Genomic DNA, 23,263 nt, shown 5'->3' with positions numbered 1-23,263 from the left:
CGCACCACCGGCACACGGGGACGTCCGCACGTCACGACGCGCCGCATCAGCGCACCACCCGCGGCGAGTCGGCCGACGCCAGCACGCGGGACATGGCCCGGTCGCCCAGGTCGAGCTCGGCGCCGATCATCCGCAGCACGTCGTCGCCCAGGCCGACCCGCCGCGCCAGCGCCAGGACCGCGCCCAGGTCGTCGGCACCGCCTTCGTCGTCGGCCGTCGCGAAGTCGAGCAGCACGGCCGCCAGGTAGGTGCGCGTCTCGGTGGCGAGCGTCGTGGGCATGTCCGAGATGACCGGGGTGCCTCCGACGACGACCCCGAACCGTCGCGCCAGGTCCAGGGCCTCCTCGCTGCGGACGGCGTCGTCCGCCACGAGCATCCAGACCAGCGAGCGCGTGATCTCGACGAGCCGGTCCTGCCCGAGCACGTCGAGCACCGCGAGGTCGAGCTGCGGGCCCAGGGACGCCTCGACCATCGCGTCGGCACCCGGACCGCGCTCGGCCCACTCCTGCAGCGCCCACGCCCGCAGGACGGTCTCCGGGTGGGTGCTCCCGGCGCTCGGCACGCTGTAGTCCACCTCGGCCGCCTGCCGCAGGTACGCCGCCGAGTCGACCTTCGCCAGGCCGGTGACCACCTTGACCAGCCCGCTCACGGTCGTCGTCAGCGAGCCGCACGCCAGCATCCCGCCGCGGTCGGCCACCAGCTCGGTGGCCAGGCGGTACCGGCGTGCGGTCTCGAGGTACTCCGACGGGGTGCGGGCGTCGGACTCGGCCGCGTCGAGCAGCCGCGACGCCGCGAGGTACCGGCCGTCGTCCGCGGTCCACAGCACGTGGTGCGCCAGCTCGTGCCCCGCGACCGCGCACAGCTCCTCGGGGTCGAGCAGGTTGAGCAGGCCGCCGGAGAGGATCAGGACCGCCCGGTCCGGCACGAACACGAGCTCCGCGTCGACGCCCTGGCCGCGCTCGTCGACGTAGATCTCGATCGGGAGCACGACCCCGAGCGCGTCCGCGGCCCGCTGGACGGCGGCGTGCACCTCGGCGTGCCCGACAGGATCCACCCGGTACGTCTGCCGCAGCAGCACCTGCTCGAGCTCCGCCGTCGGAGTCGTCGGCCGCAGGGACCGGAACGCCACGGGGTTCTCCCGTTCCAGGGTCGTCGCGACGTCGCGGTGGTACGCCAGCGGTCCGAACCCCGTCACCAGCGCTCCCTTCCTCGTCGTGGCCCGGCGACGATAACGCGAGCGGGGGACATCTTTGCGGAGTCTTCACATTCGCACCGTGGCGCGGCGGTGCACGTCTTCGGCAGGGTGAGGCGCGTCCAGACCGGACCGGGCGCAGGGGGCGAACGGACGGCGGACGCACACGCAGGGGGAACGCATGACTGCTGCACGTCGCCATGCCCGCAGGTGGGGCGCACTTCTCGGGGCTCTTGCCCTAACCGTCACGCTCGGGTCGGCCACCGCGAGCGCCAGCCCGTCGTCCGACCGTCCCGACCGCACGAGCCGGGCGGAGGCCGCCCGCGTCGACCGCGTCCCGGTGCCCGACCCGCAGTGGTTCGACTGCAGCAGCGTCTTCGGCGAACGCACCGAGTGCGGGACCGTCCGGCTGCCGCTCGACTACGACCAGCCGCGCAAGGCCACGACCGACGTCGCGCTGCTGCGGCTGTCGGTCGCGGACCCGGCGCGCAAGATCGGCACCCTGTTCATCAACCCGGGCGGTCCGGGCGGGTCCGGGGTGCAGATCGCCGCGGCCGCGTCGTTCTTCCTGTCCCCGGCGCTGCTCGAGCGGTTCGACGTCGTCGGCGTCGACCCGCGCGGCACCAACTTCAGCAGCAACGTGAAGTGCTTCCGCCACCTGGGTGAGCAGGCGGACGCCTTGACAGGTCTCAACGTCGCGTTCCCGGTGGGCGACGCGGAGACCGGTGCGTACGTCGCGTCGGCGAAGGCGTTCGGGTCGGCCTGCTCCACCGCCGGCGCTCCGCTCGCCGGGTCGATGTCGACGGCCGAGGTCGCGCGCGACATGGACGTGCTGCGCCGGATGGTCGGCGACAAGAAGCTGACCTACCTGGGCTTCTCGTACGGCACGTACCTGGGCAACGTCTACGCGAACCTGTACCCGGACCGCGTGCGCGCGGTCGTCATCGACGGCGTGCTCGACCCGCTGGCCTGGGCCGGCACGGCCGAGAACGCGAGCATCCCGCAGACGCAGCGGCTGAAGTCCGGCGAGGGCGCGTCGAAGGCGCTGGACGAGATCCTCGCCCGGTGCGCCACGGCGGGGCCGGAGTACTGCCTCCTCGCCGGCCTCGGCGACCCGGCGACGGTCTACGCGGACATCGTCGCGTCGCTCAAGGCGAACCCGGTCGTCATCACGGACGAGACGGGTGCGCCGCTGTTCGAGCTCACGTACCCGACGCTGGTCGGCCTTCTCTTGGGCGACCTCTACCAGCCGGACGCGGCGGCCTGGGTGGACCAGGACCTGACCTTCGTCCACAGCCTCGTCTTCCCGGCGGGCGCCGAGCTCCCCGGCGCCCGTGCAGCGTTCATCGCGCGGTACCAGGCGATGCACGGACCGGCCGCTCCGAGGCCGCCCGTCGCTGCCGGGTGGCCGTACGACAACTCGCCCGAGGCGTTCCAGAGCGTGCTGTGCACCGACGGGCTCAACCCCGCCCGTGCCGAGGACTGGGTGCCGGCGTCCGCCGCGGCCGACGCCGCAGCACCGGGCTTCGGTCCGCTCTGGACGTGGGCGTCGTCCCCGTGCGCGTCGTCGACCTGGACGATCCGCGACGAGGACGCGTACACCGGCCCGTTCACCAGGAAGACGGCCGCTCCGGTGCTCGTCGTCGGCAACTACTGGGATCCGGCGACGAACTACGACGGGGCCGTGGCCGCAGCCGCGCTCCTGCCTCGGAGCACCCTCCTGTCGAGCGACTCGTGGGGGCACACCGCGTACGGCACGTCGGCGTGCGTGACCGACGCCGTGGACGCCTACCTGCTCACGGGCGCGACGCCCGCGGCCGGGACCGTGTGCACCGGTGACGTGCAGCCGTTCACCGAGCCGCTGGGCGGCGAGGAAGATCCGCAGTCGCGGCGGTCGGCCCCGGCGCGGCCGCTCCCGCCGGTGGTGCCGCCGCTGCCGGGTGCGGTGCCGCGCTCCTGACGGCCAGGTGTCCTGACCGGGCGGTCCGCCGCCCGGTCAGGCGCCGCCGCCGGATGACCCGCTCCGCGAACGCGAGGTTGATCACCCACGCGGCACCCATGAGCACCGCCCGCAGCGTCTCGCCGGGTGCGCCGATGACCAGCGTCCACGGCGCGAAGATCAGCGCCTGCGTGCCGGCACCCTGGCCGATCGCGTAGCCGCGGGTCACCCACGCGCTGTGCGTGACGACGTCCCGTCGACGGATGGCCACGACCCCGAGCACGAGGAACGCGACCATCGCGCTGCCGAACACGAGCCGGATCCACATCAGCAGCGGCCCGTCGCCGGCCGGCAGGTCCGTGAAGACCGCCATCCAGAGGCCCGCGAGCGCCGCGAGGACCCCCGCCGGAGCCACGACCCGGCCGGCGAGGCGGTGCCAGCGAGGCCGGCGCCGCCGCAGGCCCGGGTGGAACTGGAACGCGCCGAGCACCAGGAACACCGTCGCGCACACGATGTGCACCACCACGGGCACCGGCATGGTCACGAACCGCTCGTTGGCGGCCGTCACCTCCGGGTCGCTGCTGAGCTCCGCGAGCCGGATCCCGCCGGCCAGCATCGGGACCAGGCTGAGCAGGATCAGTCCGGCGGGTATCCGCCACGCGTGCTTGGGCACCGGTTCTCCTCACGTCGTCCTGCGTCGAGCCTGCTGTCCGGGCGCGCGGGGCACATCGGCACTTCGTCCGTCGCGCGCTCGACCGATCGGCCGATCCGGAAACCCTGCACGCCGTCCGGTCGTTCACCCCTCGACGGCCACCCCCATCCGGACGGAGACCCCATGAACCCGCTCGTCTGCCCCAAGTGCGGCTCGGACATGCGCGCGTACGAGCGCAACGGCGTGACCATCGACCAGTGCACCGGCTGCCGGGGGATCTTCCTCGACCGCGGCGAGCTGGAGAAGCTCACCGACGCCGAGGCCTCCTACTACGGCACCCGCACGGCGGCTCCCGCCCCGGCGCCGGCACCCGCACCTGCCCGGTACCCCGACGACCGGTACCGCGAGGACGACCGGTACCGCGGCGGCGACCGTGACGACTACTACAAGAAGAAGAAGAAGCGCAGCTTCCTGGACGACCTGTTCGACTGAGCCCCGGGTCGGTGTCAGACCCGCACGGCAGGGTGTCCGCATGGACGTTCAGGCAGCAGTGGAGCGCAGGGTCTCCTCGGGTGAGGTGCACGGGGCGGCGTGGCTCGTGGACCGCGCGGGGGACGTGTCCAGCGGGGCCGTCGGGATCAGCGGGCCGGACTCGGTCTTCCGCATCTCGTCGGTGACCAAGCCGGTGGTCGCGGCGCTCGCCATGGGGCTGGTCGACGAGGGGCTCCTGCGCCTGGACGACCCGGTCGACGCGCTGCTGCCGGAGCTCGCCGACCGGCGTGTCCTGAGGCGACCCGACGGCCCGATCGACGACACCGTCCCCGCCGACCGCCCGATCACCGTCCGGGACGTGCTCGGGTTCCGGCTCGGGCTCGGCATGGACTTCACCGGACCGTTCCCTGGCACGGTGCTCGGCGCGCTCGCGGAGCAGGGCCTGCCCGTCGGACCGCCCGCGCCGCAGGCCTCCCCCGGGCCCGACGAGTGGATGCGGATCGTCGGGAGCGTGCCGCTGTCCCACCAGCCGGGTGCGCGGTGGCTCTACAACACGGGCGCCCAGGTCCTCGGCGTGCTCGTCGCGCGCGCGGCCGGTCGTCCCCTGCCGGACCTGCTGGCCGAGCGGCTGCTGGACCCGTTGGGCATGACCGACACCGGGTTCTGGGTGCCGCCCGACAGCCTCGATCGGGTCGAGCCGCTCTGGCTCGGCCCCGACGTGTACGACGAGCCCGACGGCCAGTGGGCGACGCCACCGGCGTTCCCCGACGCCGCCAGCGGTCTGGTCTCGACCGTCACGGACCTGCACGCGCTGGCGCGCGCCCTCCGCGCCGGCGGCGGACCGGTCCTGTCCCCCGCCGCGGTCACGCAGCTGGTCACGGCGGCGGGCGACGCGCACGACCCGGACGGCGGCGAGGGGTGGGGGCTGGGCGTCGGGGTCTGCGTGGCCGAACGACCCGACGGCCGGCACGCGGGCAGCTACGGGTGGGACGGCGGGCTCGGGTCGACGTGGTGGACCGACCCGGTCACCGACACGATCGCGATCCTGCTCACCACGGACGCGTGGACGTCACCGCAGCCGACACCGGTCTTCACCGACTTCTGGACGGCGGCGTTCTAGGCGGGCTGCTCAGCGCACCCGCACGTTCCCCACCGTCGCCTCGACGTGGAAGACGGCGTCCCGGAGCTCGAGGCCCGTGACCGTCACGCCGTCGACCTTGGCCTCGATCGCGCGCTGCACGGCGATGACGACCCAGGGCTCCGACTCGCCGCGCTGGACCTCCACCAGGCCAGGGGGCAGGCCACGGTCACGCAGCGCGGCGTTGATCGGACCCACGAGGTACGGCACCAGCTTGTGCGCGGGGAGCGCCCGCGCGTGCGCGGTCACGACGAGCGTCACCACACCGTCGGAGTAGTCCGCGAACCGGACCGTGACCGCGACAGCACCGACCGCGGCGGCGGCGAGGCGCAGCCCGGTGGAGGGGTCGGGGATCTCGCGCAGGTCGATGTCGGCGTGGATCGTCGAGCCCTCGCAGCGCAGCTCGCGCACCATGGGCGGCATCGGTTCCTTCGCCACCGCGACAGCGATCGCCTCGGTGAAGGGTAGGGCGAGCTGCATCCGGGCTCCTCGGTCGGCGGGACGGCGACCTCAGCACGGTACGGCCTATCCGCCCCGCCCGCCGACGTCAGCCGTCCGAACGGGCGACCGTGTGCCGGTCGACGAGACGGGTGTCCGTCAGGCGGGCGTGCTGTCCGCCAGCCAGGCCTCGAACGCGTCGAACGACGACCGCCGGCCCAGGAAGTCCGCGACGAGGTCGGCCGCGTCGGCGGACCCGCCCGGCGCGAGGATCGTGTCGCGGTACCGCCGGCCGACCGTCGGGTCCATCAGGTCGGCGCCGAACGCGGTGCGCAGGTCCTTCGCGATGATCAGGCTCCAGAGGTACGTGTAGTACGCGGACCCGTACCCGTCGAGGTGCCCGAACCCGGCGTACTGGTGGGTGTCCGCGATCGGCGTGTACGGCCCGAACCGGGCGTCGACCTGAGCCGTGTAGGCCGCCAGGTCGGCGGGTGGGTCGGCGTGCAGGCCGTACGACAGGGCCGTGTAGTTGAGCTGCCGACGGGTCCACGCCCCGCGCCCGAACGCGTCCGCGCGGCACATGCGCTCGACCAGCGCTGCCGGGATCGGCTCCCCGGCGGCGTTCGTCGCGAAGGACCCGAGCACGCCAGCGTCCCAGCCCCACTCCTCGAGCAGCTGGCTGGGCGCCTCGACGAAGTCCCACTCGGTCGCGACACCCGTGAACATCGCCCACGGCTGGTTCCCGCCCAGCACCTCGTGCACCAGGTGGCCGAGCTCGTGGAAGAACGTCAGCACGTCGTCGTGCTCCATGAGGCCGGTCGGGAAGTTGCAGACCAGCGCCCCCTCGGGCAGCGAGCGGCCGGCGATGCCCGGCACCAGCGGGAACTGGGCGGCGTGGTTGAACTTCCCCGGACGCGGGTGCATGTCGAGATAGACGCGGCCGATGGCCCGGCCGTCGTCGGTGACGTCGTAGACCTCGACGTCGTCGTGCCAGGTGGGCGCGTCCACCGGCTGGAGCTCGATGCCGAACAGCCGCGACACCACGCCCAGCACCCCCGGCTTGACGGTCTCGTACCGGAAGTACTCGCGGACCTCGCGCGAGTCGACGTCGTACTGCTCGTTCTTGATGATCTGGTCGTAGTAGAGGTTGTCCGCGGCGGTCACCGCCGTCGCGTCGGGGACGTCCTGGCGGTAGCGCGCGAGCATGATGTCGACGTCACGCGCGGCGGGCACGGCGGTGAGCGCGTCGAGCTGCTCGACCAGGTCGGCGATCGCCTGGCCGGAGCCGATCATCTTGACCTCGGCGTCGTACGTCGGCCAGTCCGGGTAGCCCAGGAGGCTGGCTCGCTCCGCGCGCAGCCGGAGCAGCTCCGCGAGGATCGGCTCGTTGGCCGGCCACCCGATGCGCTGGTGCTCCGTCGTGAGCGCCAGCCGGACGGCGGGGTCGGCCGCGTACGTGCGGACGGGCAGCAGGTCCGGGTACTCGGTGGTCAGCGTGACCAGACCGTCCTCGCCCGCCGGGTGCTCCGCGCGGAAGTCGTCCGGCAGCCCGTCCAGCTGCTCGGGCCGCACCGAGATGCTCCGGACGCCGTCGCGGATGTTCCGGGAGAACTCCAGGCCCAGCTCCGTGCAGCGCTGCGCGAGCGCCCGGAGCCGGTCGCGGTCCTCGGGCGACCGGTCGACGCCGGCACGCCGGAAGTCGCGCAGGACGTGCTCCCGCACGCGGGCCGCGCCGGGCTCGAGGCCCTCGGCATCCGTCGCGGCGAGCACCTGCCACAGCTCGTGGTCCAGGCCCCGCTCGGTCACGAGGTCCTCGGCGGCCTGCGCGCGTTCCTCGGCGGCCGCCCGCAGGTCCGCGTCGGGGTGCACCTCGGCCAGCAGGTGCGCGGCAGCCGAACCCGTCGCGATGGCGACGTCCGCGTCGTTCCAGAGCCCGAGCACCTCCGCCGTCGAGCGCGGCGTGCCGTCCTTCAGACGGGCCAGCAGCACGCGGGCGTCGTCGAGCGACGCGTCCACCGTGGTCGCGAGGAAGTCGGGCCAGGCGGCACTGTCGGTGGGGAACGAGGTCGGCATGAGCCGACGATAACCGCAGCCCCCACGACTCGTGCGACCCCTTTGTGGGCGAGGCGCCCGGCTGCAGGACCGCGGACTCGTAGGCTCGACGGGTGCAGACCCGGCTGGCCGACATCGCGCAACAGGCGCAGGTGAGCACGGCCACCGTCTCCCGCGTGCTGAACGGCCGGCCCGGTGTCTCCGGCGGCACGCGCCAGGCGGTGCTCGCCGCGCTCGACGTCCTCGGCTACGAACGCCCTGCCTCGCTGACGACGAAGTCGGTCGGCCTGGTCGGTCTCGTCGTGCCCGAGCTGACCAACCCGGTGTTCCCCGCGTTCGTCGACGCCATCGAGCAGTGCCTCACCGAGGAGCGGTTCACACCCGTGCTCTGCACGCAGTCCCCGGGCGGCACGTCCGAGGACCGGTACGTCGAGGTGCTGCTCGAGCACGCCGTGAACGGCATCGTGTTCGTCTCGGGCCTGCACGCCGACAAGCAGGCCAACCTCGGGCGCTACCAGCGGCTGCGCAACTCGGGCGTCCCGATCGTGCTGGTCAACGGCTACAACGAAGAGATCGACGCCCCGTTCGTGTCCACCGACGACGCGGCGGCGATCGACGCGTCCGTCGACCACCTCGTCGCGCTCGGCCACCGGCGCATCGGGCTGGCCATCGGGCCCGACCGGTTCGTCCCCACCCGTCGCAAGGTCGCCGCGTTCGGCGCGGCGCTCGCGCGGCACGGCCTCGACGACGGCGAGGTCCACGTCAGCTCGTCGCTCTACACCGCCGAGGGCGGGCAGGCCGCCGCGACCGACCTCCTCGACTCCCGGCACACCGCGATCATCTGCGGCTCCGACCTGATGGCCCTCGGCGCCGTCCGGGCCGCGCGCTCGAACGGGCTGCGCGTCCCGGAGGACGTGTCCGTGGTCGGGTACGACGACTCCCTGCTCGTCGCGTTCGCCGACCCGCCGCTGACCACCGTCCGGCAACCGGTCGACGCGATCTGCCGGGCCGCCGTCGACGCGCTCCTGGCCGAGATGCGCGGGGAGAAGCCGTCGCGGGTCGAGCAGCTGTTCGCCCCGGAGCTCGTCGTCCGGGGGTCGACGGCCCGCGGACCGGGCTAGCCCCGCTGTCGGAGGCCGTCTCTAGGGTGGGTCGCATGCCGGAGCCGTTCGTCTCACCGACCACGCCCGAGGCCGTCGAGGACCTGCGCGCGAGGTTGCGGGCGACGCGCTGGCCCGAGGCGCCCGAGGACGCCGGCTGGTCGCTGGGCGTCGACCTCGACTACCTGCGAGACCTCGTCGCCTACTGGGCCGACGGGTTCGACTGGCCTGCGCAGGAGGCGGCGCTGTCCCGGTACCCCCGGTTCCACGTGCCGCTGGACGACCGACGGATCCACGTGGTGCACGCTCGCGCGGGATCGTTCCCGCTGATCCTGACGCACGGCTGGCCGGACTCGTTCTGGCGGTACAGCGAGGTCATCTCGCTGCTCACCGACCCCGAGGACCCCGCGGACGCGTTCGACGTCGTCGTCCCGGACATGCCGGGGTTCGGGTACTCGGACGGTCCGCCGCTGGACGTCGTCGGCGTCGCCGGGCTGTGGGCGGAGCTGATGACGACGCTCGGGTACCAGCGGTTCGGTGCGGCCGGCGGGGACATCGGCAGCGGGGTCAGCCGGTTCCTCGCGCTCGACCACCCCGACCGTGTCGTGGCGGTGCACCGGACGGACGGCGGGCTCCCGATCTACACCGGCGACCCCGCGGACCTGGCCCCTGAGGAGCGCGAGTTCATCGCCGGCGCGCAGGCGTGGGGTGCGGGCGAGGGTGCGTACGCCGCGATGCACCGGACGAAGCCGCTGACAGCGGCCGTCGGGCTCACCGACTCCCCGGCAGGCCTCGCGGCGTGGATCGTCGAGAAGCTGGAGGCGTGGAGCGACCGTGCGCTGACCCGCGACCAGATCCTCACCAACCTGACGATCTACTGGCTGACGGGAACCATCGGCTCCTCGATGCGGATGTACCACGCCAACTCGCGGATCCCGCCGGAGCAGCACGCCCGCCGGGTCGAGGTGCCGTCCGGCTTCTCGCTCTTCCCCGCGGACCTCGTCCGGCCGCCGCGGGTGTGGCTGGACCGCACCGCGAACACCGTGCGCGTGACCGAGCCGCCGCGCGGCGGGCACTTCGCGCCGATCGAGGAGCCCGAGCTGTACGCCCAGGAGCTGCGGGACTTCTTCCGGCCCTACCGCTGAGGCTCACGGCGGGCGAGGACGACTCCCCCCGGCACCTCGGCGTCCGGGTCGATCAGCAGGTGCGCCTCGATCACGAAGCCGGCGTCGCGCAGCCAGCCCGCGACCCGCTCGACGGGCCGCCGGTGCACGTGGACCCGCATCGGGTGACCGCCGTAGCCTTCGGTCTTGAGGGTGCTGCGGTCGCCGACGTGGAACCCGAGCATCGCGACGCCGCCGGGACGCAGGACGCGGTGCAGGTGGGCGGCCACCGCCGGCAGCTCGTCGTCGGGGACGTGGATGGTCGAGTACCACGCCAGCGCCCCGCCGGCCGAGCCGTCCGGCACGTCCAGGTCCGTCATGGACCCGACCTCGAAGCGCAGCCCGGGGTGGTCGCGGCGCGCGAGCCGGATCATCTCCGGCGAGAGGTCGATGCCGACGGCGTCGAGCCCCAGGTCACGCAGGTACGCGGTGACGTGCCCCGGGCCGCACCCGACGTCGACCACCGGACCGCCGGCCGCGCGGGCGCGCTCGGCGAAGAGGGCCAGCACGCCCCGCACCACAGGGAAGGCGTCGAGAGTCACCGCCCGGGCGTAGCTCTCCGCGACGGTGTCGTAGGACGCACGTGCGTCCGCCAGCCACCCGGTCACGGACGCCCCAGGATCAGCTTCACCGTGACGGTGTCGCCCAGGTCGAGGAGCTCTGCCTTGCGCACCTTGTCCTTGACGGGCACGAGGTAGCGACCGTCCTTCGGGAAGAGCGACGTCTCCCACTCGGTGTCGTCGATGCGGGCGAGCACCGGGATGACGCCCCAGCCGTAGGTGACCTCCGAGGAGACGGCCTTGATCGCGGCGCTCTCCTCGGGCGGCACGGGGACGTAGTGGAACGGTGCAGGACCGCGCCAGTAGATGATCTCGCCGCTGAACTCGAACTCCATCGCGCCATGATGACGCGGGCCACAGACATGCGTCTTGACTTATATAAGCGACGGATGAATTATTGCCCTGTGCACGCCTTCGACATCCTCGGCGACCCGGTCCGCCGGCGCCTCCTCGAGCTCCTCGCCGACGGCGAGCGGGCCGCAGGCGAACTCGCCGAGACCGTGCACGCCGAGTTCGGGATCAGTCAGCCCGCGGTGTCGCAGCACCTGCGTGTGCTGCGGGAGCACGGGTTCGCGACCGTGCGGCCCGACGGCGCCCGTCGGCTCTATGCCGTCGACACCGGCCCGCTGCACGAGGTCGACGACTGGCTCGACGCGTTCCGCCGCGCCTGGGCACCCAAGCTCGCCGCACTCGACACCGAGATCGCCCGCGGGCGCCGCGCCCGCCGAACCGCCCCTGAGGAGACCCGATGACCGACCAGCCCGTGCAGACCGACGGCCAGCTCGACGCGGTGAGCCGCGCCGTGACGGCCACCCGCCACGACGACACCGTCGACACGGTGGCGACCATCAGCCAGTCCTACCGCACCGACGCCGACGACCTCTGGGACGCCTGCACCACGGCCGAGCGGCTGGCCCGCTGGTTCGGCCCGGTGAGCGGGGACCTGCGGCTCGGCGGGGCGTACCAGATCGAGGGCAACGCGCACGGCACGGTCACGTCCTGCACGCCGCCCCGCACGTTCACGCTCACGTGGGAGCTGTACGGTCCGCCCACGATCCTCACGGTCACGGTCGAGCCCGACGGCGACGACCGCTCCCGCCTCACCCTCGAGCACAGCGGCTCGCTCGACGCCGGCCTCTGGGACCAGTTCGGCCCCGGCGCGGTCGGCATCGGCTGGGACCTCGGGCTCGTCGGCCTCGCCCACCACCTGGCCACCGGGAGCGACACCCCGGCGGAGTCCACCGGGTGGGTCGGGACCGACAGCGGCCGCGAGTTTATGGCCGGCAGCAGCCGGCGCTGGGCCGACGCGTCGATCGCGGCCGGCACCCCCGAGGCCGACGCGCGCTCCGCGCAGGAGCGCACGTCGGCGATGTTCCTCGGCGGCTGACGGTCAGTGCCAGTCGGAGATCCGGACGTCGTGCGGCGCGGGTGCGCCGGCGCCCGTCTCGACCAGCTGCTTGAGGCTCATCAGGAACGTCGCCCACTTGGTGCTGCAGTGGGACATGAACTCGACCCGCTCCCGCCACCCCTCGTGCGCGAACAGGACGATGACGTAGTCGCCCTCCTGCTTGAGCTCCCAGCGGACGGTCGTCCCGATCCACTCGGGCGGCCCGTCGACGACCTCCCACAGCACGCTCCTGCCGGGCTCCGACTCGAGCACCACCATGTCGAAGCCGCCCTCGGGGAAGCGGAACTCCAGCACGCCGCCGACGTCCGCGCTGCCGGTCGTGTCGACCGTCCACCAGCCCGCGAGCCCGTCGACCGTCGCCACCGCCTGGTACACGTCGTCCAGGGCCGCACCCTTCACACCGACCCTGTGGATGATGTCCACCATCTCGATCCCTCTCTTCTCTCTCGTCACTTCTTCTGACTGCGCTCGATCGCCTCGGCGATCCGCTTGATCCGCTGCAGGCGGGCATCCCATGCCGACCCGACGTCCGCGAGCTGGGCCACCGCGCGGGCGAGCTGCACCTCGTCCACCCGGTACCGGCGCTCGCGGCCCTCGGGGGTGACGTGCACCAGCCCGACGCGGTCCAGCACCACCAGGTGCTTGGCCACGGCCTGCCGCGTCACCGGCAGGTTGTCGCTGAGCGTGGTGGCGGTGCCGGCCCCGTCGGCGAGCAGGAGGTCGAGCATCCGCCGCCGTGTCGGGTCCCCGATCGCCGACCACAGGTCGTCGTCGACGGCGATGCTCATGGCGTCGACACCAGCCCGGCCGCGTACTGGGCGATGGCCGGCACGAACCGGTCCCAGCCCTCGACGTGGTCGGCGTAGGCCGCCTCGAGGGTCGCGATCTCCCAGCCCTTCTCGCGGAACCCCGTCTCCGTCATCCGGAGCAGGGTTCCCGCTCCGGACGGGGCGAGCTCGAACGTGACGAGCAGTGACGGCCCGTCACCCGCCCCGTCGAACACCCACCGGAACGAGAACAGCCGCGGCGCGTCGACGTCGACGACCGTGAGCGGCTCCACGTGGTCGCCCCACCCGACCGAGGACACGGTCCCCGGGGTCGGTGTCAGGTCGGTCTCCGCGCCGCCCCACCACTCCCGGATGTGCTCGGGGCTGGTGACCACCGCGAAGACGGTCTCCGGCGACGCGTCGACGTGGATCTCGCGCTCGATGCTTCCGAACTCCATGAGCTTCTCGCTTTCTGCAACGATTGGTTGCAGATCACGATAGCGGCCGATCGATCGCCACGCAACCATTGGTTGCGTGGCGACGAATCCGACCTGAGCGTCGTGGCGAGAAGGTTCACGGCACCCCTGTCCGGTTCGTCAGCGCGCCGGTGGCAGGTCAGCGCCGAGCAAGCCCTGGATCGCGCGTCAGTGCACCCGAGCGGCACTCCTGGCTTGCTGGACTCGTTCCCTGGCTCGACGCGCTCGGGGCGCGGTCGTCAGCGGCGGCGCGCCGTGACGGAGGTGATCAGCGGTGCCACGAGTGCGACCGCCGCCGCGACGAACGCGGCCGTGGCGACCGTCTCGTCCACCAGCGGGCCGTTCGTGCGGCCCAGGCCGATCCACGCCAGGCCCCACGCCATCGCCAGTCCGACGGGGACGACCACCGACGGGCGACCCCGGCCGAACACGGCGTACGCGACGGACAGCGCGGCGCCGGCGGCCAGCACGATCACGGACCACGCCGTCGCCCCGAGGCCGAGCTCGCCCACGTCGGCGACCGTGAGGAACGCGGCGATGTTGGCGAGCGTCGCGACGCTGACCCACCCGAGGTACAGCCCCATCGTCGTGTCGGTGATCAAGGACGTCGCGACCCCGGTGTGCGCGAGGCGTACGAGCCGCACGAACACGACCGCCAGCACGGCGAGCAGCGCGAGGATCACCACGACGCTCCCGCCGACCGACCCGGCCTGCACGACCGCGATCCACAGCGCGTTGAGCAGCATCGACGCCAGCACCCACCAGGAGACGGCGCGCAGACGGGGGTCGGCGCCCTGGCGCGGCAGGGCCTGGGCGACCGCGAACACACCGAGGCCGAGGTAGATCAGCGACCAGATCGAGAACGCGGGGGTGTCGGGGGCGAGCGGGGTCGCGGTCGCGGACAGGGCACCGTCGGCGGCGTCGGCGATGGGCTGCCCGCCGAACGCGCCGGACCCGACCGCAGCACCGCCGATCGCGACGATCGCGCCGACGAGGACGGTGACCTGGCGGACCCGGTCCCGGGTCGTGACGGGTGCGTGGGTGTCGAGTGCGGTCTCCATGCCGCCCATCGTGCCAACGCTCAGCATGCTGAGCATCTCGAAACGAGTTGCGCCCGTGCGGGAGGCTGTCCGCGATGACGACCCGCATGCACGCCGACGAGCTCGACCTCCCGGTCGCCCTGGTCGAGCGACTGCTCGAGGACCAGTTCCCGCAGTGGACCGACCGACCGGTCCGGCGCCTCGCGTCGAGCGGCACCGACAACGCGATGTTCCGCCTCGGCGACGACCTGGTGGTCCGGATGCCGCGCATCCACTGGGCCGGCGGCACGGTCGACCACGAGGCACGGTGGCTGCCGCTCGTCGACGGCCTGCTCCCCGTGACAATCCCGCGGGTGCTGGCCGTCGGGACTCCCGGCGCCGGCTACCCGTGGTCCTGGTCGGTGCTGACCTGGGTGCCGGGCGACAACCCGGTGCTCGGGCGGCTCCGCGACCCGGAGGGGCTGGCGCGCGACCTCGCGACGCTGGTGCGGGCGATCCGCGCTCTGCCGCTGGTCGACGGCCCAGTGAAAGACGGGCGCCTGGTCGACCGCGACGAGCAGGTACGTCGTGACGTCGTGGCGGTCTCCGACGAGATCGACGCGGCCGCCGTGACCGCGGCCTGGGAGCACGCGCTCGCCACGGCCGAGTGGGACGGGCACCGCTCCTGGGTGCACGGCGACGTCGCGCCGGGGAACCTCCTCCTCACCGACGACCGGCTCACGGGCCTCATCGACTTCGCCGGCATCGCCACCGGCGACCCGACGCTCGACCTCGGCGTCGCCTGGAACCTCCTGCCCCCGCCGGCCCGGGCGGTGTTCCGGGACGACCTCGACGTCGACGAGAGCACCTGGACCCGCGCCCGGGCCCGCGCGCTGGCGCAGGCGCTGGTCCAGCTGCCCTACTACCGCGACACGAACCCGGTGCTGGCTGCGAACGCCCGGCACGTGATCCGCGAGGTGACCGCCGAGGTCAGCTGACCGCGACGCGGGCCGGCAGCTCCACGCCGATGCGCAGCGCCTCGACCAGGTCCCGGTACAGCGCGTCGGACTCCAGCAGCTCCTCGTGCGTCCCGCGGGCCCGCACCCGGCCGTCCTCCATCACCAGGATCGTGTCGGCGTCGAGCACGGTGGAGAGCCGGTGGGCGACCGTGACGACGGCCCCCCGTGCGGCCAGGTCCCGGATGCAGTCGTGGATCGCGGACTCCGTCAGGCCGTCCACCTGGGCGGTCGCCTCGTCGAGCAGCAGCACCTCGGGCGCCTTGAGGATCGCGCGCGCCAGGGCGATGCGCTGCCGCTGGCCGCCGGAGACGGAGGTCGACGTCAGCGACGTGTCCAGCCCGTCGGGGAGCGCGTCGAACGCGCCGTCGAGCCGGACCGCGGCGAGCACGCGGTCGAGCTCCTCGTCGGTCGCGTCGGGGGCGCTGAACAGGAGGTTGTCGCGGATCGAGCCCGGCACGATCGGCGTCTCCTGCTCGACGTACGCGAAGCGCTCGCGGAGGCGGTCGTGCCCGATCTCGGAGAACGGGCGCCCGTCCAGCAGCAGCTGCCCGGACTGCGGCTCGAGGAAGCGCAGCAGCAGGGAGAAGACCGTCGTCTTGCCCGCACCCGACGGGCCGACGAGCGCCGTGTGGCCCCGTCGCGGCACCGCGAACGAGATGTCGCGCACCGCCGGCTCGGCGTCGGGACCGTACGCGGCGGTCACGTTCCGGAGCTCGACGACGGGGGTCGAGTCGTCCGGCACGACCAGCGCGGGAGCACCGGGGGCCACGGGCTGCTCGCTGTCCATCTCCGTCACCTCGCGGATGCGCGCGGCGGCGGCGATGCCGGACTGCAGCTGCGTGAAGGCCTCCGTCAGCTCGGTGATCGGGCCGACGATGTTGAACGCGTAGAGCAGGAACGCGACCAGGCTCGACACCGCCAGCAGGTCCTGCGAGACGCGCCAGGCGCCGAGCCCGAGGATGACGACGATCGCGAGCTGGATGCCGCCCCACGAGATGGTCCAGGCGATCGCGGTGGTCCGCACCGCGCGCACCGAGTGGTCCTTGGCGTCGCGCGCGTCGGCGAGGATCCGCTCGCCCTGGCGCTCCTCGGCGCGGCTCGACTTCACGGTCCGGACCGCGCGCAGCGTCCCCTCGAGCGTGCCGCCGAGCCGGCCGACCGACTCCTGGGCGGCCTCCTGCGCCTTCGCGATGCCGGGCAGCAGCAGGGCCATGAGGACGCTGACGACGATGATCGCGGCGATGGTCGTGCCGAGCAGGACGAGGTCGAGGACGGCCATGAGGATGAGCGTCCCGATCAGGGCGACGACGCCGTTGACCAGGCTCACGAGGCTCGACGACGCCGCCTCGCGCAGCAGCAGCGTGTCGGACGTGGTGCGGGTGACCAGCTCGCCGACGGGACGCCGCGTGACCGCGGGGACGGTCGCGCGCAGGAACTTCCGCACCAGCGACTCGCGCGCGTCGAGCACGATGCGCTCGGCCACGGTGCCCATGAGGATCCACTGCGTCAGCCCGACGGCGGACCCGACCACCAGGAGCCCGATCAGCAGCGCGATGGGCGTCGCCAGGCTCAGCCCCTCCGAGAGCGAGTCGAGCACCCACTTGGTGACCATGGGCGTCGCGAGGCCCATGGCCGTGGCCACCAGGCTGAGCGCCAGGCCGAGCAGGAGGGTGTTCTTGTGGGGCCGGGCGAAGCCGACGAGGATGCGCAGCTTCTCGCCGCGCGGGGGTTGGTCGGTGTCCGTCGGGGTGTCCGTCGTCGTCGCCGTCATCCATCCAGTGGAACACTGATGTTCCAGAGAGGTCAACCGTGTCCCTCGGTGGAACACGGTGCTACTTTCGGTGGATGACAGTCGACAGCGAGACCGGTACACGGGGCCGGACCCGCAAGGCGATCCTCGACGCCGCCGTCCGGGTCCTCGCCACCGACCCGGGTGCGAGCCTCGGCCAGATCGCCGACGCCGCCGACGTCGGCCGCACCACGCTCCACCGCTACTACCCCGACCGCGCCGAGCTGCTCGCGGCCCTGACCCAGGAGGCGGCGCGACGGCTCACCGACGCGGGCGAGCGGGCCCGTCTCGACGAGGGCCCGGGCCTCGACGCGCTGCTGCGTGCCTGCCAGACGTGCCTCCAGCTCGGCGACCTCCTGACGCTCCTGTTCACCGACGTCGTGTCGCTCGAGGCGTGCGGTGACGAGGACGGCTTCTCCCGCGCGCTCGACGCGGCCTGCACGCGCGGGCTGGCGGACGGCACGCTCGACGCCCGCCTCAGCCCCGCCTGGCTGCAGGGCGTCCTGTGGTCGTCGCTCTACCTCGGCTGGAGCGAGCTCCGCGAGGGCACGGCCCCGCCCCACGACGTGGTCGGCCAGCTCCTGCTCACCGTGCGCAAGGCGCTCGCTGCCTGACGCATTCGGCTGGACGCGTCGCCGGTCTCGGATGCACCATCGAGCCCATGACGACGCACCAGGGAAGCGAGGCGGCCGTCCTGGCCTGCTCAGGCGGGGCCCGGACGCCCGCACAGCACGCCTGACGCCACACCCGGCGACACCACCGACGGACCCGTGATCCGCCGGTGCTCGGGCGTACCTGCGCGGGCGCTCGCGCCGCCACGATCCCGTGCCGGCTCCCGCCGCCTCGAAAGCCCACGCCCGTGAACCCCCTGACCGAGAAGCTCATCCGCGCGTCCTTCGTGAACTGCTCACGACGCGAGGCCGCCCAGCTCACCGTCCCCACCGACCTGTCCGACCTGCGCTGGGACCGCCTCGACTACCTGGGCTGGATCGACCGCAAGGCACCGCTGCGCGCCTATGTGGTGGTGCCTGACGAGGACACCCTCGTGGGCATCGCGCTGCGCTCGCCCGAGGTGGGCAAGCGACGCCCCGCCGTGTGCGCCTGGTGCGAGGACGTCTACTCCACCGAGGACGTCTCGATGTACGTCGCCCGTCGCGCCGGCGCACCCGGCCGCAACGGCGACACCGTCGGCACCCTCGTCTGCACCGGCTTCGAGTGCTCGCACAACGTGCGTCGCAAGCCCACGATCATCGAGGCCGGGCAGGATCCCGCCGGGGTCGTCCTGCGCCGGATCGACGGGCTGCGCGAGCGGTCGGTGCGATTCGCGCGCGAGGTCCTGCGCGACCTGTGAGTGCCGGTGGTGCGGCGGCAGTCCGCCGCACCACCGGACCGCCTAGTTGGTCCTGCCGTGCGGCGCGGCGGAGGCGTAGACCGCCGCCGCGGTGATCGCGAGGCTCGACAGGGTGACGTAGACGCGCGTGAGCGACGGGCGCTGCACGGTCAGTTGGTCCGGCTGAACGGGGCGGCGAACGCGTAGACCGCGGCGGCGGTGACCGCGAGGCTCGACAGGGTGACGTACACCCGGGTGGCGGAGGGTCGCTTCATGGTGTGCTCCTCGTGAGGGGGGAAGCCGTGGCCGGAGCCGTGGCAGTGGGGTGGTGCACCCCGGCGGCGTCGCCGGGGAGTGAGGTGGGCCGGGCGGCCGCCAGGACCAGCACCGCGGCGAGGCCCGCCCAGAGCAGGACGTCGCCGACGCTGAACACCATCGCGACGCCCGGGACGGGGACCAGGTCGGCCAGCGGCACGAGCAGCGTCGAGCCGTCGATCGGGACGTGGCCGGGCGCGCCGGTGACGTCGAGACCGACGGACCGCGCCGCGGGGACGGCGAACGGCATGCCGCCGTTGAGGGCGGTCGCGAGGGCGTTCGACAGGGCGCCGGCCGTGGCGATGCCGAGAGCGACGCGGACCGCACGGCCGGACCCGCGCGCGTTCGCGAAGGCGAACCCGACGGCGCACACCGCGAGCGCGAGCGGCACCAGCGCCCCACCGGCGGCCCCCAGCACGCCGGACGCCCACGCGGGATCCGCGGTGCGCAGCGCCTGGACGGCCGCACCCGACAGCGCCCAGGGCGCCCCGCGGACCCGGACGTTCGCGAGCGAGGCGAGCCCGCCGCGGCGGAGCACGAGGACGAGCACGGCGAGCACCGGGACGACCAGCAGCAGCACGATCTGCGCGGCATCCATCGTGACCTCCCCAGGTGTGGCGGGAAGGTATCGACCCTGGCCAGGCGTCCACAAGGGTCGTCTCAGCGCCCGGCCGCAGGTCAGTTGCCGCCGCGAACCATCTCCCGCCTGTGACCGTTCTGTGCTGGTCTAGGGGGCGGCCGACAGGGGGTTGGCCCGGCGCGGCCTACAGGTCGCGCCGACGCGTGAGGAGGACACCGCATGGCGGCACGTCGAACTCTGGTCGCACTAGCCTCATCGATCGTCATCGTCGCAGCGGGGGCGCTCACGTCCCCGGCCGCGGCGCACGATCGCGGGAGATCCCCGGAGAAGTTCGCCCAGAAAGTCAGCACCAAGGCCGTCCAGGGACACCTGGCAGCCTTCCAGCGCATCGCCGACAAGAACGGCGGCAACCGGGCAGCCCTGACGTCCGGCTACGAGGAGAGCGCCCGCTACGTCGAGCGCACCCTGCGCAAGGCCGGGTACCGGACGGAACGAGACCCGTTCACGTTCGACCGCGAGATCATCGACACGGCGACCCTCACGGAGAACTCGCCGGGCTCCGCCTCGTACGAGGTGGACCAGATGGAGTTCTCCCCGAACTCCGCCGTCGGCGGCGTGACCGGCAACCTGGTCGCCCCCGCCAACCCGCTCGGCTGCACCGCCGCCGACTGGTCCGGCATCGACGCCAGCGACCAGATCGCGCTCGTCAGCCGCGGGTCCTGCCCGTTCGCCGACAAGGCCGTGGCCGCCGAGGCGGCAGGCGCCGACGGTGTCGTCATCTACAACAACGTCGCCGACGTGCAGCTGTTCGGCACGCTGGGCACCGAGGGCCTGGTCGACGTCCCCGTGGCCGGGATCCGGCAGGCCGACGGGCAGGCGCTCGCCGCCGCGCTCGCCGCAGGCGACGTGAACGTCACCCTCGACCTGACCAGCCACACCGAGGTGGCGGAGTCGTTCAACGTGATCGCGGAGACCAGGCAGGGCCGGGACGACAACGTCGTCATGCTCGGCGCGCACCTCGACGGTGTCGAGGAGGGACCGGGGATCAACGACAACGGCACGGGATCGGCGACGATCCTCGAGACCGCCGTCCAGCTGGCCAAGTCGCACACCCCGCACCACAACACGGTGCGCTTCGCGTGGTGGGGCGCCGAGGAGCTCGGGCTCATCGGGTCGACGGCCTACGTCGAGGAGCTGGCCACGCAGGAGGGTGAGCTCGACCGCATCGCGACGTACCTGAACTACGACATGGTCGGCTCGCCGAACTACATCATCGGCGTGTACGACGCGGACGAGTCCACCTACCCCGCTCCGGTCGACGTCCCCGAGGGGTCGATCGCCACCGAGAAGGTGCTCACCGACTGGTTCGACTCGATCGGGCAGCCGTGGGTCGACACCGAGTTCTCCGGCCGCTCCGACTACCAGGCGTTCATCCTCAACGGGGTCCCGGCGTCCGGCCTGTTCACCGGTGCCGACGACGTCAAGACCCCCGAGGAGGTCGCCCTGTTCGGGGGCACCGCGGGGATCACGCACGACCCGAACTACCACTCCGTCGGTGACGACCTGTCGAACGTGAACGCGAAGGCCCTCGGCATCATGACGAAGGCGATCGCAGCGTCCGCCTACAGCCTCGCGTGGGACACGTCGGCCATCAACGGCGTCTCCGGCCCGGGCAAGGGCAAGCCGCACCCGGGTCACGGCCACGGGCCGGGCAAGCACCTCGCACCCGAGGACCGCGTCATGCTGGAGCGCGCCTCCTGACGACGAGGGTGGCGCGCACGGGGCTCCGTGCGCGCCACCCCTGTCCGGGTGCCCTCAGACATCCACCCGGTGAGCCTCAGCCACGCCGGTACACCGACACGTGCGAACGCGAGTCGGCGGTGAACTCCCCGCCGGACCAGTCGGCGTCGCGGCTCTCGAGGGTGAACCCGGCCAGCTGCGCCATGAGGTCGAGCTCGGCTGGCCAGATGTACCGGTGCGGCGTCCAGCCGTGGTCGGCCTGCCGGCCCTCGTCGAACCGGAAGTGGTGCGAGACGACCCGCTGGTGCAGCACGTCGTAGGTGTCGAGGCCGACGTACCCGGGCTCGTTCAGCCAGACCGTGGCCCCCACACCCGGCGGGAGCTTGCGCAGCTCGGGCACCCACAGCTCGATCAGGAACCGGCCACCGGGGACCAGGTGGCGGGCGGCGTTGCGGAAGCACGCGACCTGCTCCTCCTGCGTGAGCAGGTTGGCGATCGTGTTGAACACCAGGTAGACGAGGCGGAACTCACCCGGCGCGGTGGCCGTCGCCATGTCGCCCAGCACCACCGGGATCGTGTCCTCGTCGACCTTGGTCCGCAGCTGCTCGACCATGTGCGGTGACAGCTCGATGCCGGTGACGGGCACGCCGCACTCCGCGAGCGGGACGGCGACCCGACCGGTCCCGATCGCGAGCTCCAGCGCCCGGCCGCCCTCCGCGAGCGCGGCGAGCCGGTCCACGGTGGGGCCGAGGACCTCGGGCGCGAACATGCCGATGCCGGGGGTGTCGTAACGCCGGGCGGCCTCGGCGTCCCAGAGCTGCTGCTGTGTCATCGGGACGACGATGGCAGCGCAGCGCCGACGGCGTCCACGGGAATCACCGCGCGAGCTTGCGCTCCAGCACCGCCCTCTCACGCTCGTTCCCGCACAACCCGATGGCGCGCTCGATCTCGACCCGAGCCTCGTCGTCGCGCCCGAGCCGACGGAGCAGCTCGCCGCGGACGCTCGGCAGCAGGTGCGACTCGCGCAGGGCGCCCGTCGCGACCAGCCCGTCGACCACCGGCAGCGCCGCCGCGGGACCCTGCGCCATCGAGATCGCGACGGCACGGTTCAGCTCGACGACCGGCGACGGGGCCAGCCGCCCGAGCGCCTCGTAGAGGACGACGATCCGGTCCCAGTCCGTCTCCTGGACCGACGGGGATACCGCGTGGCACTCGGCGATCGCGGCCTGGACGCCGTACGCGCCGAGCCCTCTGCCCACCCGTCCGGCCGTGGCGAGCGCCGCGCGTCCGCGCCGGATCGCCGCGCGGTCCCACCGTCGACGGTCCTGCTCCTCCAGCAGGACGGGCTCGCCGTCGTCACGGACCCTCGCCGGGAACCGTGCGGCGGTCAGCTCCAGGAGCGCGAGCAGGCCGTGGACCTCGGGCTCGTCGGGGACCAGCCGCGCCAGCACGCGGGCCTGCCGGACGGCCTCGTGGGCGAGGTCCTGGCGGATCCAGTCGCTGCCCGACGTCGCCGAGGAGCCCTCGGTGAACACCAGGTAGAGGACGTTCAGCACCGCTGCCAGCCGCTCCCGGCGCTCCTCGGACGGCGGCACCGCGAACGGGACCCGGGCCGCGCCGAGCGTCTTCTTCGCACGCGTGACCCGGGCCTGGACGGTGGCCGTCGGCACCAGGAGCGCGCGGGCGATCTCGTCGCTGGTCAGACCGCCGACCACCCGCAGCGTCATCGTGACCTGCGCCTCGCGGGACAGGACCGGGTGGCACGCGACGAACATCAGGGCCAGCACGTCGTCGTCGATCTGGTCCGGGTCCCACACGAGGTCGTCCCCCGCACCCTCGCTCAGGTCGCGGGCGAGCGTCGCGTGCCGCTCGTCGAGCGCGACCCGACGCCGGTACGTGTCGACCGCCCGCCGACGGCCCACCGTGAGCAGCCACGCCGCCGGGCTGCTCGGGACGCCGTCGCGCGGCCACGCGACGAGCGCCGCCGCCAGCGCCTCCTGCGCGAGGTCCTCCGCGAGGGAGAAGTCGCCGGTGTACCGCGCGAGGGTCGAGACGATGCGCGCGGACTCGATCCGCCACACCGCCTCGACCGCC

25 protein-coding genes are annotated in these 23,263 nt (G+C 73.2%); 11 read left to right on the top strand and 14 right to left on the bottom strand.

Translation table 11 applies throughout. The features are described 5' to 3' along the window. Positions 1-46: 46 nt before the first annotated feature. Positions 47-1,195, bottom strand: a complete 1,149-nt coding sequence (locus CTE05_RS08955; protein WP_146845778.1) for a M48 family metalloprotease — start codon at positions 1,193-1,195, stop codon at positions 47-49. Between the two features lie 178 nt (positions 1,196-1,373). On the opposite strand from CTE05_RS08955, the gene CTE05_RS08950 reads away from it, so the two are divergent. Then, positions 1,374-3,152 (top strand): alpha/beta hydrolase, encoded by a 1,779-nt coding sequence (locus tag CTE05_RS08950; RefSeq protein WP_146845777.1) that lies wholly within the window; start codon positions 1,374-1,376, stop codon positions 3,150-3,152. Here CTE05_RS08950 and CTE05_RS08945 read toward each other — a convergent pair. Beyond that, positions 3,043-3,804: a DUF2306 domain-containing protein gene (locus tag CTE05_RS08945; RefSeq protein WP_246123443.1), complete on the bottom strand. Its 762-nt coding sequence runs from the start codon at positions 3,802-3,804 to the stop codon at positions 3,043-3,045. The genes CTE05_RS08950 and CTE05_RS08945 overlap by 110 nt on opposite strands. 162 nt (positions 3,805-3,966) lie before the next feature. Between CTE05_RS08945 and CTE05_RS08940 the strand changes: the two genes are divergently transcribed. Then, positions 3,967-4,275 (top strand): TFIIB-type zinc ribbon-containing protein, encoded by a 309-nt coding sequence (locus CTE05_RS08940; RefSeq protein ID WP_146845776.1) that lies wholly within the window; start codon positions 3,967-3,969, stop codon positions 4,273-4,275. 40 nt (positions 4,276-4,315) lie between these two features. Continuing rightward, positions 4,316-5,395, top strand: a complete 1,080-nt coding sequence (locus CTE05_RS08935; protein WP_146845775.1) for a serine hydrolase domain-containing protein — start codon at positions 4,316-4,318, stop codon at positions 5,393-5,395. Between the two features lie 9 nt (positions 5,396-5,404). On the opposite strand, the gene CTE05_RS08930 is transcribed toward CTE05_RS08935, so the two are convergent. After that, a complete protein-coding gene (locus CTE05_RS08930) occupies positions 5,405-5,893 on the bottom strand; it encodes a hypothetical protein (protein ID WP_146845774.1) in 489 nt (162 codons plus the stop codon). A 117-nt stretch (positions 5,894-6,010) separates the two neighbouring features. Further along, positions 6,011-7,924, bottom strand: a complete 1,914-nt coding sequence (locus CTE05_RS08925) for a M3 family metallopeptidase (RefSeq protein ID WP_146845773.1) — start codon at positions 7,922-7,924, stop codon at positions 6,011-6,013. 92 nt (positions 7,925-8,016) lie between these two features. Here CTE05_RS08925 and CTE05_RS08920 point away from each other — a divergent pair, with 92 nt between their 5' ends. Together CTE05_RS08920 and CTE05_RS08915 are read left to right on the top strand one after the other, a co-directional pair. Next, entirely contained in the window at positions 8,017-9,024 is a 1,008-nt protein-coding gene (locus CTE05_RS08920) for a LacI family DNA-binding transcriptional regulator (protein WP_146845772.1), read from the top strand. 35 nt (positions 9,025-9,059) lie between these two features. Then, positions 9,060-10,148 (top strand): epoxide hydrolase family protein, encoded by a 1,089-nt coding sequence (locus CTE05_RS08915; RefSeq protein ID WP_146845771.1) that lies wholly within the window; start codon positions 9,060-9,062, stop codon positions 10,146-10,148. On the opposite strand, the gene CTE05_RS08910 is transcribed toward CTE05_RS08915, so the two are convergent. Beyond that, positions 10,139-10,774: a class I SAM-dependent DNA methyltransferase gene (locus CTE05_RS08910; RefSeq protein ID WP_146845770.1), complete on the bottom strand. Its 636-nt coding sequence runs from the start codon at positions 10,772-10,774 to the stop codon at positions 10,139-10,141. The genes CTE05_RS08915 and CTE05_RS08910 overlap by 10 nt on opposite strands. Beyond that, on the bottom strand, positions 10,771-11,061 hold the full coding sequence (locus CTE05_RS08905; protein WP_146845769.1) for a DUF1905 domain-containing protein: 291 nt from the start codon (positions 11,059-11,061) through the stop codon (positions 10,771-10,773). Before CTE05_RS08905 ends, CTE05_RS08910 begins: the two co-directional genes overlap by 4 nt. Before the next feature lie 69 nt (positions 11,062-11,130). Here CTE05_RS08905 and CTE05_RS08900 point away from each other — a divergent pair, with 69 nt between their 5' ends. Both CTE05_RS08900 and CTE05_RS08895 read left to right on the top strand, forming a co-directional pair. Further along, the gene (locus CTE05_RS08900; protein WP_146845768.1) at positions 11,131-11,478 is read left to right on the top strand and encodes an ArsR/SmtB family transcription factor; all 348 of its coding nucleotides are present in this window, start codon (positions 11,131-11,133) and stop codon (positions 11,476-11,478) included. Then, positions 11,475-12,113, top strand: a complete 639-nt coding sequence (locus CTE05_RS08895; RefSeq protein WP_146845767.1) for an SRPBCC family protein — start codon at positions 11,475-11,477, stop codon at positions 12,111-12,113. Before CTE05_RS08900 ends, CTE05_RS08895 begins: the two co-directional genes overlap by 4 nt. Positions 12,114-12,116: 3 nt before the next feature. Here CTE05_RS08895 and CTE05_RS08890 read toward each other — a convergent pair whose 3' ends face one another. From CTE05_RS08890 to CTE05_RS08875, 4 genes are all read right to left on the bottom strand, one after another. Next, positions 12,117-12,560, bottom strand: coding sequence for an SRPBCC family protein (locus CTE05_RS08890; protein ID WP_146845766.1), 444 nt, complete (start codon positions 12,558-12,560; stop codon positions 12,117-12,119). 23 nt (positions 12,561-12,583) lie between these two features. Beyond that, positions 12,584-12,922, bottom strand: coding sequence for an ArsR/SmtB family transcription factor (locus CTE05_RS08885; RefSeq protein ID WP_146845765.1), 339 nt, complete (start codon positions 12,920-12,922; stop codon positions 12,584-12,586). Beyond that, complete coding sequence (locus tag CTE05_RS08880; RefSeq protein WP_146845764.1) at positions 12,919-13,359, bottom strand: SRPBCC family protein; 441 nt, start codon at positions 13,357-13,359, stop codon at positions 12,919-12,921. The genes CTE05_RS08885 and CTE05_RS08880 overlap by 4 nt, the downstream gene beginning before the upstream one ends. A 257-nt stretch (positions 13,360-13,616) precedes the next feature. After that, positions 13,617-14,438 (bottom strand): TspO-related membrane protein, encoded by an 822-nt coding sequence (locus CTE05_RS08875; RefSeq protein ID WP_146845763.1) that lies wholly within the window; start codon positions 14,436-14,438, stop codon positions 13,617-13,619. Positions 14,439-14,512: 74 nt separating this feature from the next. On the opposite strand from CTE05_RS08875, the gene CTE05_RS08870 reads away from it, so the two are divergent. Further along, entirely contained in the window at positions 14,513-15,394 is an 882-nt protein-coding gene (locus tag CTE05_RS08870) for an aminoglycoside phosphotransferase family protein (protein WP_222595443.1), read from the top strand. Here the strand turns inward: CTE05_RS08870 and CTE05_RS08865 are convergent. Further along, positions 15,387-17,186, bottom strand: a complete 1,800-nt coding sequence (locus CTE05_RS08865; RefSeq protein WP_186814802.1) for an ABC transporter ATP-binding protein — start codon at positions 17,184-17,186, stop codon at positions 15,387-15,389. The genes CTE05_RS08870 and CTE05_RS08865 overlap by 8 nt on opposite strands. Before the next feature lie 74 nt (positions 17,187-17,260). Between CTE05_RS08865 and CTE05_RS08860 the strand changes: the two genes are divergently transcribed. Together CTE05_RS08860 and CTE05_RS08855 are read left to right on the top strand one after the other, a co-directional pair. Beyond that, positions 17,261-17,818, top strand: coding sequence for a TetR/AcrR family transcriptional regulator (locus CTE05_RS08860; RefSeq protein WP_146845762.1), 558 nt, complete (start codon positions 17,261-17,263; stop codon positions 17,816-17,818). A 245-nt stretch (positions 17,819-18,063) separates the two neighbouring features. After that, positions 18,064-18,555 carry an FBP domain-containing protein gene (locus CTE05_RS08855; RefSeq protein WP_146845761.1) on the top strand — a complete coding sequence of 164 codons (492 nt, stop codon included), beginning with the start codon at positions 18,064-18,066 and terminating at the stop codon, positions 18,553-18,555. 250 nt (positions 18,556-18,805) lie between these two features. Here the strand turns inward: CTE05_RS08855 and CTE05_RS08850 are convergent, their stop codons facing one another. Beyond that, positions 18,806-19,447, bottom strand: a complete 642-nt coding sequence (locus CTE05_RS08850) for a DUF5317 family protein (protein ID WP_146845760.1) — start codon at positions 19,445-19,447, stop codon at positions 18,806-18,808. Between the two features lie 201 nt (positions 19,448-19,648). Between CTE05_RS08850 and CTE05_RS08845 the strand changes: the two genes are divergently transcribed. Continuing rightward, the gene (locus CTE05_RS08845; protein ID WP_146845759.1) at positions 19,649-21,190 is read left to right on the top strand and encodes a M20/M25/M40 family metallo-hydrolase; all 1,542 of its coding nucleotides are present in this window, start codon (positions 19,649-19,651) and stop codon (positions 21,188-21,190) included. A gap of 76 nt (positions 21,191-21,266) precedes the next feature. On the opposite strand, the gene CTE05_RS08840 is transcribed toward CTE05_RS08845, so the two are convergent. Both CTE05_RS08840 and CTE05_RS08835 read right to left on the bottom strand, forming a co-directional pair. Then, positions 21,267-22,001 carry a class I SAM-dependent methyltransferase gene (locus tag CTE05_RS08840; RefSeq protein WP_146845758.1) on the bottom strand — a complete coding sequence of 245 codons (735 nt, stop codon included), beginning with the start codon at positions 21,999-22,001 and terminating at the stop codon, positions 21,267-21,269. 43 nt (positions 22,002-22,044) lie between these two features. Continuing rightward, entirely contained in the window at positions 22,045-23,250 is a 1,206-nt protein-coding gene (locus CTE05_RS08835; RefSeq protein ID WP_307724286.1) for an RNA polymerase sigma factor, read from the bottom strand. Between the last annotated feature and the right edge of the window lie 13 nt (positions 23,251-23,263).

The organism is Cellulomonas terrae, assembly GCF_007990265.1.
Lineage (GTDB): Bacteria > Actinomycetota > Actinomycetes > Actinomycetales > Cellulomonadaceae > Cellulomonas > Cellulomonas terrae.
Note: the sequence above shows the minus strand (reverse complement) of the source record. Positions and strands in the feature narration are given on the sequence as shown.

Bases quoted from the DNA above. Each gene is read 5' to 3' on its own strand.
- CTE05_RS08950 (WP_146845777.1), top strand. From the start codon at position 1,374: ATGACTGCTGCACGTCGCCATGCCCGCAGGTGGGGCGCACTTCTCGGG.
- CTE05_RS08940 (WP_146845776.1), top strand. From the start codon at position 3,967: ATGAACCCGCTCGTCTGCCCCAAGTGCGGCTCGGACATGCGCGCGTAC.
- CTE05_RS08935 (WP_146845775.1), top strand. From the start codon at position 4,316: ATGGACGTTCAGGCAGCAGTGGAGCGCAGGGTCTCCTCGGGTGAGGTG.
- CTE05_RS08930 (WP_146845774.1), bottom strand. From the start codon at position 5,893: ATGCAGCTCGCCCTACCCTTCACCGAGGCGATCGCTGTCGCGGTGGCG.
- CTE05_RS08925 (WP_146845773.1), bottom strand. From the start codon at position 7,924: ATGCCGACCTCGTTCCCCACCGACAGTGCCGCCTGGCCCGACTTCCTC.
- CTE05_RS08915 (WP_146845771.1), top strand. From the start codon at position 9,060: ATGCCGGAGCCGTTCGTCTCACCGACCACGCCCGAGGCCGTCGAGGAC.
- CTE05_RS08905 (WP_146845769.1), bottom strand. From the start codon at position 11,061: ATGGAGTTCGAGTTCAGCGGCGAGATCATCTACTGGCGCGGTCCTGCA.
- CTE05_RS08895 (WP_146845767.1), top strand. From the start codon at position 11,475: ATGACCGACCAGCCCGTGCAGACCGACGGCCAGCTCGACGCGGTGAGC.
- CTE05_RS08890 (WP_146845766.1), bottom strand. From the start codon at position 12,560: ATGGTGGACATCATCCACAGGGTCGGTGTGAAGGGTGCGGCCCTGGAC.
- CTE05_RS08885 (WP_146845765.1), bottom strand. From the start codon at position 12,922: ATGAGCATCGCCGTCGACGACGACCTGTGGTCGGCGATCGGGGACCCG.
- CTE05_RS08880 (WP_146845764.1), bottom strand. From the start codon at position 13,359: ATGGAGTTCGGAAGCATCGAGCGCGAGATCCACGTCGACGCGTCGCCG.
- CTE05_RS08875 (WP_146845763.1), bottom strand. From the start codon at position 14,438: ATGGAGACCGCACTCGACACCCACGCACCCGTCACGACCCGGGACCGG.
- CTE05_RS08870 (WP_222595443.1), top strand. From the start codon at position 14,513: ATGACGACCCGCATGCACGCCGACGAGCTCGACCTCCCGGTCGCCCTG.
- CTE05_RS08865 (WP_186814802.1), bottom strand. From the start codon at position 17,186: ATGACGGCGACGACGACGGACACCCCGACGGACACCGACCAACCCCCG.
- CTE05_RS08860 (WP_146845762.1), top strand. From the start codon at position 17,261: ATGACAGTCGACAGCGAGACCGGTACACGGGGCCGGACCCGCAAGGCG.
- CTE05_RS08850 (WP_146845760.1), bottom strand. From the start codon at position 19,447: ATGGATGCCGCGCAGATCGTGCTGCTGCTGGTCGTCCCGGTGCTCGCC.
- CTE05_RS08845 (WP_146845759.1), top strand. From the start codon at position 19,649: ATGGCGGCACGTCGAACTCTGGTCGCACTAGCCTCATCGATCGTCATC.
- CTE05_RS08840 (WP_146845758.1), bottom strand. From the start codon at position 22,001: ATGACACAGCAGCAGCTCTGGGACGCCGAGGCCGCCCGGCGTTACGAC.